Source organism: Borrelia nietonii YOR, assembly GCF_023035795.1.
GTDB lineage: Bacteria > Spirochaetota > Spirochaetia > Borreliales > Borreliaceae > Borrelia > Borrelia hermsii.
Genome location: NZ_CP073157.1, coordinates 79,504 through 89,140, shown reverse-complemented (window position 1 = coordinate 89,140; position 9,637 = coordinate 79,504). Strand labels below are relative to the sequence as shown.

Here is a 9,637-nt window from a genome sequence, read left to right as displayed (position 1 = left end):
TATAATTTGTTATTAGTATAAGATTCTTTGAATTATAATATTGACTAAAGTTGCTATGAAAATGTTCAAAGTTGATACCAAAATGAACAAAGTTGTCACGAAAATGAACAAAGTTGATTTTTTTCATTTCTTATTTTTATGAATTGACGCCAAAATGAACAAAGTTGCTATGAAAATGCACCATAGTTGTCACGAAAATATACCAAAGTTGACATTTTTATAAATAGATATATATTTCTATACAATGATTAGTATAAAAAATTTCTTTCTCTAAATATCACTTATTATCAAATAGTACAAAACTTAAATCAATTGGCATTATACCCTCTTCCGGTATACCTCTGTCCGCTCTAAATAACAAAAATTTTACTATCACTAACTTTACAGATAATATTATTTCTTATACTTTATCTTTTTCTGGTTTACAAATTAAAAAGCATACTTTGCTTAACCCAAACTAATTACAAACGCCATTTATTCCCTAAAAAAGCTTAATTCTACTATCCTTGCTTGGAAAATTAATCGTATTCTTAAAAAACTATTCCTAGAAAACCTAACCTCTAAACATCTAGAATCCATTTACTATGCCATTCTTAATTCCTCCCATAGAAAAAATGCTTTTTGCTTTTATACCCACTCCTCTTCACAAAATCTAAAACATAAGCATATCAAACTTGTAAGCAAAACTACTCCTCTAAATAGCTATAAAAACTTAAAGTTTATTAATTCTTTTCAATCATTACGCATACATACTTCTAATTTACTATTCTATAAAAATAGCAATAATAAATTGTACTCTAATATTGCTACCCCAATTGAATCCTTTTTACTTGATAATAAATCAAGGAAAACCTTACAGACCCTCAAATCTTATATTAATCTACACCTCAAACAACTTGGTATTAATTATAAATTAACTAATAGAATTCAAAAACAACTATTCTCTCATATCCTTTTGCAATAAAACAATGTATAATACTTATAAGGAGATTTTATGGGACTTCCTCAACCAATAGTTACTCAACAAATGGTTATCGCTGAACTTGTTAAAGCTGGTATTGATAGAGATATTGCTACTGATTTATCTTACAGATATTATCGTAATGAGCTTACTTACAAAGATATTGAGTATTTAGAGACTACTTTTAACCTTAAGCTTGAAAAGGTTGGGGCAAGCCTAAAATCTGACATTAAAGACCTGGATAACAAAATTGATACTGTTGAGAATAATCTTAACATAAAGATTGATAACGTTAGAAATGAATTAAAATCTGACATTAAAGACCTGGATAACAAAATTGACAACGTTAGAAATGAGTTAAAATCTGACATTAAAGACCTGGATAACAAAATTGACAACGTTAGAAATGAGTTAAAATCTGACATTAAAGACCTGGATAACAAAATTGATACTGTTGAGAATAATCTTAACATAAAGATTGATAACGTTAGAAATGAGTTAAAATCTGACATTAAAGACCTGGATAACAAAATTGACAACGTTAGAAATGAGTTAAAATCTGACATTAAAGACCTGGATAACAAAATTGACAACGTTAGAAATGAGTTAAAATCTGACATTAAAGACCTGGATAACAAAATTGATGTTAACAAAATGGAACTTAAGAGCACATTAAGACTTCATAATTGGATGTTTGGGACTATTATTACCATCTCTATAGGTATTTTATTAACTCTTATCTTTAAGTAATTGCATAACTTAATTAAAAAGCAATAAATCAGAATAGCATTAACCCTAAGGACTTGCTAGCTTAATCTTTTTAGAAACCTTTAACTTGCCTACCTTGTAATTTTCCTTCAAAAGCTTCTTATTCTACCTCTAAGGAACCAACATCCTCAGAATTATTAACAACAAACCTTTTTTTCTAAATTACCAAGAAATATTTCCTTATAATCTTCATAAATCCTATCCAAAATATTATTCATCAAAGAACCGCGCTTTGTTTCACAATAATCATTATTGCCTATTTTCTTAATCGTAATGTCAAGGCCATCTGTATATTTCTTTGTTATCCAATCTTTAACGTATGCATATCCAAAATAAGTATAAGTTGATTGTGCTCCTAAAGAGACTTATGGTGAGAATACAAAGGTTAGAAATAAAACTTCTGATGGATTAAGAGGCGCAAGAGATAACAAATCATTTGAAGCCTGAAGAGACAGAAATAATAGAAAGGGAGAGAGAATAAAAACGCAAACTTGAGATAAAAAGAAGGGAAGAATATCTGGACAAATGAATACCTGACAGTTTGTATAATCCACTGCCGGATATTGGACTTAAGAGCTTTTGAAGGGTCCTAAATTATCTATAGCTAATTTAGGAATTATGCTTCCAAATTAAGAGAAGAATAAAATTTTAGGTGAAAAGGAGACATGAGATGGGGTTTAGTTTGAAATATTTAGCAAAAAGGCTATACTTTGTATTTATACCTATTGCTAAATTGCTTGGGGAAATCCTCTAAGATATCCTCAATATTGTATTCACCTTTGTACTCAAGATTGATGTCTTTAGATTGATCAGTGCATTTATGCAAGTAGCATCATTGTTGCTTCATTCTTTACTATATTAATCGAAATATCGTTATTAGCAGCATTACCAGATTCAGCAATAACTTGAAAAAAATATCAACACCACTTACAGACCCAATCGATGCACTAGCTTGCTGCGGTTTGCGCTCATTCAACACCATTAGCTTTCGCAGCTATAGAGGCAAAAAGACAACTTTAGGTCCTCTACAGGACCGCTATTACAGCTTACTAATACCAAAAATAAAGTTTAACATTTCACTTAACACATTATTTTATGCCTTCCTATTATCATAAAAAAATAAAACCCCACAATGACTTTTTGGCATTGAAATAAAATAAAACTTATTATACGCGAATCTTTATGCTTTTAGTTTGCTTACACAAACTCAACTTACTTTTAAAGTATTTAATTATTTGATTACAATAAGAATATACTCTTAATATCATACTTGCAATTATTTATATTCAATCTTTACTCATGTAAACAATTTTATATACAATCAAACACTCCCTAAATAACATCAGAAGCTAAAAGCATTACGCTCCTAGCTTCCTATTCCTTTTTGACTTTATTTCTCCCTGCTCTTACAGCTTACTTAATAAGAGAAACTACACTCCTGCATTAAAAACAAGAAAAGCTTTTTCCTTACAATGACTTTATATTTTTAGTTTGACGATTTATTAGTTGGTTGAGCAGTATCAGACTCAGTAGCTTCACCAGTAGACTCAGAGTATTTTATTCCCTTTACTGTTTCTTTTATCTTATCTAGATTGCTACTTACTGTTTTCCTAATTATAAAATCAAGTACTCCTAATACCTTATTTACTGCACTTACTGCTGCTGCCTTAACCGCACCATCTTCATTAGCGGCAGGTTGAGTAAACTTACCATCTTTAGTCATTGCCTTAAGAGCAACAGCTGCTGCTAAGTCTGCATTAGTAGCTGCCTTAGCACCATTAGCATTCGCAGCACCAGTAGCTAGTTGTCCAGCATTGTTATTATTGGCAGCAACAAAGCCAGAAGTAGTAGAATTTTTAATTTTATCAATCATTGCCCATGGATCTGCTTTAGTCACCTCAGCAACTAATTTAGGACCAGAACCTGCAGCAGCCTGAGCATTTCCACCAAGTGCAGCAGGGGCATCAGTATTAGCAGCAGCATTTACTGGTTCACCAGCAGTTCCTTTTTCAATCTTTACACCAGATTTATCCGCTGCATCAATAATTTCTTTAACCCCTTCAATAACGGTATTAACATCAGCAATATCAGAAGGTGTTGCAGCAGCAGCTTGAGCAGTACCAGCTTCAGCAATATCAATGTTAGCTTTAGTTATCCCAGCTAGCTTAGTTACAGAGTCAATTAGCTTTGTAAGCACTGCACTAGCACTATTAATAACAGCTTTAACTCCTGTAGTATCAGCATGTGACACTTGAGGTTGGGGTTGGCCGCAAAGAAGGGACAGCAAAAGATGATGTAGCTAAAACAGTTGAAGCCAGTAACAGATGCTAGCATATTACGAGCCATGATTAAAGAGAATGGCGATTGCTACTAAATTAGCCAAGAGTAATGATGGCAATGTTGGTGCTGCACTTAAGCAAGTGTTATAGCATTAAGAGCTTATTGGGGCTAAGGGTGGTAAGGTTGCTAATACTAGTAATGCTGATGTTCAAGGAATTGTTGCTACTACGGTTAAAGGAGCAGCAGTAAGTGCAGTTATTAAAGCACTAGATTGCACTGACTATTACAATAAAGAAAACTATTGATGGGAGACTTAAAACAGTTAAAGATGCTATGAAAATCAATGCTAATGATATTCCTGTAACTACTGGTAATCAGATTCCTAAAACTAAGAAGAACTAATATTAGAATTAATAAGCAGTAAATAACTCAATAAAGTCATTTAAGGAGAACTCTTCTATTGCTCTCTATGTATGAAACTTGTTTCCCTTATTTATATCTTGCTCCTTTACTTAAATAGAGTAATAAAAGAGGCACGGAAGAAAATGAGAAAAAGAATAAGTGCAATAATAATGACTTTATTTATGGTATTAGCAAGCTGTAGTAATCAACTTGAGGCAGAGAAACTAGCAGCAGAAAATAAGAATACATTTTTTGATTCATTAGTGAAGATAGGACAAGGATTTCAAGATATATTTGGAATTCTTGGAAATGCAATAGGTGATGCATTAGGATTTAATGCGGTTAAATCTGGTGATAAGAGAAGTAAAGTAGGAGAACATTTTGAAGGTATAGGAAAGGGACTTAAAAACGTTAAGGTAAGTTAGACGAGCTATTAAAAGAAGTAACTGCAACGTCACATGCTGATACTACAGGAGTTAAAGCTGTTATTAATAGTGCTAGTGCAGTGCTTACAAAGCTAATTGACTCTGTAACTAAGCTAGCTGGGATAACTAAAGCTAACATTGATATTGCTGAAGCTGGTACTGCTCAAGCTGCTGCTGCAACACCTTCTGATATTGCTGATGTTAATACCGTTATGAAGGGGTTAAAGAAATAATTGAAGTTGCTGAAAAGTCTGGTGTAAAGATTGAAAAAGGAACTGCTGGTGAACCAGTAAATGCTGCTGCTAATACTGATGCCCCTGCTGCACTTGGTGGAAATGCTCAGGCTGCTGCAGGTTCTGGTCCTAAATTAGTTGCTGAGGTGACTAAAGCAGATCCATGGGCAATGATTGATAAAATTAAAAATTCTACTACTTCTGGCTTTGTTGCTGCCAATAATAACAATGCTGGACAACTAGCTACTGGTGCTGCGAATGCTAATGGTGCTAAGGCAGCTACTAATGCAGACTTAGCAGCAGCTGTTGCTCTTAAGGCAATGACTAAAGATGATAAGTTTACTCAACCTGCCGCTAATGAAGATGGTGCGGTTAAGGCAGCAGCAGTAAGTGCAGTAAATAAGGTATTAGGAGTACTTGATTTTATAATTAGGAAAACAGTAAGTAGCAATCTAGATAAGATAAAAGAAACAGTAAAGGGAATAAAATACTCTGAGTCTACTGGTGAAGCTACTGAGTCTGATACTGCTCAACCAACTAATAAATCGTCAAACTAAAAATATAAAGTCATTGTAAGGAAAACACTTCTCTTCTCTTTTGTGAAGTGGGAAAATTATTTGCTATAAGAATAAAAGGTAATGCATAAGTTAAAAGGGCACGTAAAGAAATGAGAAAAAGAATAAGTGCAATAATTAATAAGTTAAATATAAGTATAATGATGATGACAGTTGTTCTAATGATAGGATGTGGACAACAACCAGCGGGTAAGACCGGAGCAGCAGGGGGAGCAAATGGAAATTTAGGCAATTCACTAATGGAATTAGGTAGGAGTGTTGAGAATGCTTTTTACTCATTTATGGCTTTAGTCTCAGATACATTAGGCTTAAGAGTAACTAAAGATACAAAGAAGAGTGAAGTAGCAGGTTATTTTAACAGTCTAGGTGAGAAGCTTGGAGAAGTATCAGGAGAATTAGAACAAGTAGCAGTAAAAGCAACAGCAGATGCCGATAAAGATGGTCTACTAAATAAGACAATTAGAGAAGCGGTTAATACAGCTAAGAAGACATTGGAGGTATTAAAAGGACATTTAGAATCTTTAAATGATATAGGTGATGCTAACAAGGTAGTTGATGTAACAAGCAACCAACAAGGAGTAGCAGCAAATACGGATGCATTAAAGAAGGTATATCAGGCATTGAAAGGGATAGTAACAGCAGCTACTACAGAAGGTGTTGCAGAACCAAAAAGAAATAATGTAGCAATATCTACTGCAAATGTAGGAGGAACTGATGCAAAAAATGGAGCCAAGGTTTTAGCTACAGGTGCTGCAGGAGCAGCAGCGGGACTGGAAGCGGCAGCAATAGTATCATCAATGAGTGGAGAAGAAATATTAGCAGCTATTGTTAAATCAGAAGAAGGCGATGCAGAAGTAGGAGCAGCTGCAACTGCGGATACAAGTGCACTTTCTTTTGCAAGAGGAGGTCAAGCAGCTAATTTAGCACAAGATGTAGCGTTAGCAAGTGCAGTGAGTGGGGGAATAGTATTGCGTTCCTTAGTTAAGGATGGTAAATTAGCCTCACATAATGCAAATAGTGATGAAAAAGCAGTACAATCAGCAGGAATAACAGCAGTCAATAAGTTATTAGTAGCAATAGAAGATGTAATTAAGAAGACGGTAAAGAATGTTCTTGGAACAGCAAAAGAAAAAATAGATAAAGCAAGAGGTCTGCAAGAACCAGTTTCAGAATCAAGTAATAAGGCAGATTAGTAAGATAAATAATAAATTGAGATTATTGGGGGATGAAAGTAGAAGGCAATCTTAAAGAGATGAGTCTAGAGAACCTTCTTTTTTGTTTTAAAAAAAATAAGAAGTTAAATATAAAAGAGGAAAAGAATAAGTGCAATAATAATGACTTTATTTATGGTATTAGTAAGCTGTAATAATGGGGGTCCAGGGCTTAAAAGTGACGAAGTAGCTAAGTCAGATGGAACAGTACTTGATTTAGCAAAAATAAGTAAAAAGATAAAAGATGCTAGTGATTTTGCAGCGAGTGTAAAAGAAATTCATACTTTGGTTAAATCAGTAGATGAGCTTGCTAAAGCTATTGGAAAGAAAATTAAAAATGATGGTACCCTTGAGTTTGCTGATGCTGATAAAAATAAGAATGGGTCATTAATTGCAGGGGCATTTCAAATAATATTGATTGCGAAAGGAAAATTGAAAGGCTTAGATAAAGAGGCTAGGATCTCTGAGGCATTAAAGGCAAAGGTTACTGATGCTGAAGCTAAAAGTAAAGCATTCTTGGCCAAAGTGAAAGGACAAACCGCTACCCTTGGTAAAAATGATGCTAGTGATGAAGATACAAAAAAAGCTATAGATAGAATAGGACAGCCTGGTGGAGATAAAGGGGCTTCTGAGCTTGAAGCACTCAACACAGCAATAGATGGGTTGTTAAAGGATGCTAACGATGCAGTAGAAACTGCAATTAAAGAGCTTACAGCTGTTCCTGCTAAGTCTTGACTAAGGGAATAAATAATTTAAGTAGTTATTATAAGATAAATTATTAAGCAAAAGGTAAACTAACCCTCCTGCATCAAAAACAAGAAAAGCGTTTCCCTTACAATAACTTATAGGGGTGCTCTGCTCAGAACTTATAGGAGTATCATTAGTATTAATTTTCATAGCTTCTTTAACTGTTTTAAGTCCTGTGTCAATTGTTTTCCTTATTGCAATAGTTAATGTATCTAATGCCTTAGTAACTGCACTTACTGCTGCGCCTCTAATTGCAGTAGCAATAACTCCTTCAGCATCAGCATCACTAGCATTAGCAAATTTACCACCTTTAGCCACTGCTCTTAACACCATACCTCCTGCTATAGTTCCATCCTTAGGAGTAGTAGCATTACCAGTTGTTTCTTTAGCTAATTTAACAGCATCACCACCATTTTTAATCATAGCTTTTAGTATATCAGCCCCTGTTACAGCCCCAACAGCTTTTGATGCATCAGCTGCTGACTTCTTTGCATTTTCAGCAGTGCCAGCATTAGCAGTAGCAAATAACTTTCCTGCTTCACCATCAGCAGCATTGCCATTAGTCCTTGCAGTAGAACCATCTGTAGCCTTTTTATCGGTACCAGCATCAGCATTTCCTTCTTTGTCATCAAGTGCCACGTCTACAATTGACTTAATTCCTTTTACTAGCTTCTCAACCTCAATCCCAGAAGCACCAGCCCCACCATTAGGTTCAGCAACATTAGCAATTGGGTCACTAGCATCTCCAATAGCATCACTTGCAGTCTTAGCTCCGTCAATGATCTTATCAAGTGTTTCACTAACCAGTTTGTTAACAGCGGTCTCCGTTCCAGCTGCATTAGGATTTCCTTCTCTCTTCATGTCAGCAACAATTTTATTAAGCTTGTCCTTAGTACCTTGTATAGTATCTTGCATTGTCTTAAAATAAGCTCCAACATCAGATTTTTTGTCTCTGTACTAAATCCTAATACCTTGGCAACTATATCTCCAAATGATGTAAACACATTTAAAAAATCATTACCTAAGTCTATTACTGACTTTAAAAATTTACTCTGAGGATCTGTTAATTAAAGAAATCTAAGTTTTCATTAAGTTATAAAATAAGGTAAAATCAAGCCATAAATGTAATCTAAAAGATAAAAGTCATCAAAATAATCTAAGAAGTATAATAATGTAGTAAAACAAGTAAATATAGGAATAAAAAACAAAATAAGCTAAGAGAATAAACTCCCAGATTATTATTTATAGACTTTATTTTCCCCAGCTCTTACATTTTACCTTAATAACTTCCCTTGTAATAATATTGAACTTATTTATACCTTAATTATTAGAAGGTTTAGCAGGAGTTGTAAGCTCTTTAATTGCAGCTTCTACCGCCTCATTAGCTGCCTTTAATAACTCATCAACTGATTTGTTGAGCTTAATAAGTTCAGCGGCTCCATTCTCCCCATTAACTTGATTTACACAATCTATAGCTTTTTGGGCATTATCTTTAGTAGCAGCTCCTTGATCAACCCCTAACTCAGCATGTTTGCTCTTGAGTTTATCCAGAAATGCCTTAGTTGCAATTGTAAAATTAGTTACCTTTTCATCCAAACTTTGTTCCTTAAAAGATTCCAAAACGCTTAAAGCTTTTGATTTCTTGTCTAGATCTAATACAATACTATAAACTCCTGACATTAATGAAGTATTTTTATCAGTACTACCATCATCAGTAAGAGTACCGTTATTTTGAAGTTTCTTACCAATAGCTTTAGCAAGCTCATCAATAGACTTAACTAAAGATGGAACAGTACTTGATTTAGCAAAAATAAGTAAAAAGATAAAAGATGCTAGTGATTTTGCAGCAAGTGTTAAAGAAGTTCATACTTTATTAGATGCTTCGTCACTTTTAAGCTCTGGACCTCCATTATTACAGCTTACTAATACCATAAATAAAGTCATTATTATCCACTTATTCTTTTTCTCATTTTTTTACATGCCTCCTTTTAACTTATGCTTAGCTACAGCATCAAAACTACCGCTAGCCAAATAG

The 9,637-nt window shown here is 33.9% G+C and carries 5 protein-coding genes and 4 pseudogenes; 6 read left to right on the top strand and 3 right to left on the bottom strand.

Going from position 1 to position 9,637, the window contains the following annotated elements; genetic code table 11:
• The first annotated feature begins 994 nt into the window (after positions 1-994).
• Positions 995-1,711: a Bdr family repetitive protein gene (gene bdr / locus bhYOR_RS07505; protein WP_247088625.1), complete on the top strand. Its 717-nt coding sequence runs from the start codon at positions 995-997 to the stop codon at positions 1,709-1,711.
• Positions 1,712-3,215: 1,504 nt separating this feature from the next.
• Here the strand turns inward: bdr and bhYOR_RS07500 are convergent.
• Positions 3,216-3,974: pseudogene (locus bhYOR_RS07500) on the bottom strand (variable large family protein); the annotation flags it as partial.
• A gap of 202 nt (positions 3,975-4,176) precedes the next feature.
• Here bhYOR_RS07500 and bhYOR_RS07495 point away from each other — a divergent pair.
• The 4 genes and pseudogenes from bhYOR_RS07495 to bhYOR_RS07480 form a co-directional block, all read left to right on the top strand.
• A pseudogene (locus bhYOR_RS07495) lies at positions 4,177-4,411 on the top strand (variable large family protein); the annotation flags it as partial.
• A gap of 143 nt (positions 4,412-4,554) precedes the next feature.
• Positions 4,555-5,626, top strand: a pseudogene (locus bhYOR_RS07490) (variable large family protein).
• A gap of 110 nt (positions 5,627-5,736) precedes the next feature.
• Positions 5,737-6,837 (top strand): variable large family protein, encoded by a 1,101-nt coding sequence (locus bhYOR_RS07485; protein WP_025434380.1) that lies wholly within the window; start codon positions 5,737-5,739, stop codon positions 6,835-6,837.
• A 141-nt stretch (positions 6,838-6,978) separates the two neighbouring features.
• Positions 6,979-7,590 carry a Vsp/OspC family lipoprotein gene (locus tag bhYOR_RS07480; protein ID WP_025400412.1) on the top strand — a complete coding sequence of 204 codons (612 nt, stop codon included), beginning with the start codon at positions 6,979-6,981 and terminating at the stop codon, positions 7,588-7,590.
• A 117-nt stretch (positions 7,591-7,707) separates the two neighbouring features.
• On the opposite strand, the pseudogene bhYOR_RS07475 reads toward bhYOR_RS07480, so the two are convergent.
• Positions 7,708-8,657: pseudogene (locus bhYOR_RS07475) on the bottom strand (variable large family protein); the annotation flags it as partial.
• A gap of 265 nt (positions 8,658-8,922) precedes the next feature.
• Positions 8,923-9,351, bottom strand: a complete 429-nt coding sequence (locus bhYOR_RS07470; protein WP_241763820.1) for a Vsp/OspC family lipoprotein — start codon at positions 9,349-9,351, stop codon at positions 8,923-8,925.
• Here bhYOR_RS07470 and bhYOR_RS08450 point away from each other — a divergent pair.
• Positions 9,350-9,637 carry a Vsp/OspC family lipoprotein gene (locus bhYOR_RS08450; protein WP_407933141.1) on the top strand — a complete coding sequence of 96 codons (288 nt, stop codon included), beginning with the start codon at positions 9,350-9,352 and terminating at the stop codon, positions 9,635-9,637. The genes bhYOR_RS07470 and bhYOR_RS08450 overlap by 2 nt on opposite strands.

Coding starts and splice junctions, on each gene's coding strand:
- bdr (WP_247088625.1), top strand. CDS start 995: ATGGGACTTCCTCAACCAATAGTTACTCAACAAATGGTTATCGCTGAA.
- bhYOR_RS07485 (WP_025434380.1), top strand. CDS start 5,737: ATGAGAAAAAGAATAAGTGCAATAATTAATAAGTTAAATATAAGTATA.
- bhYOR_RS07480 (WP_025400412.1), top strand. CDS start 6,979: ATGACTTTATTTATGGTATTAGTAAGCTGTAATAATGGGGGTCCAGGG.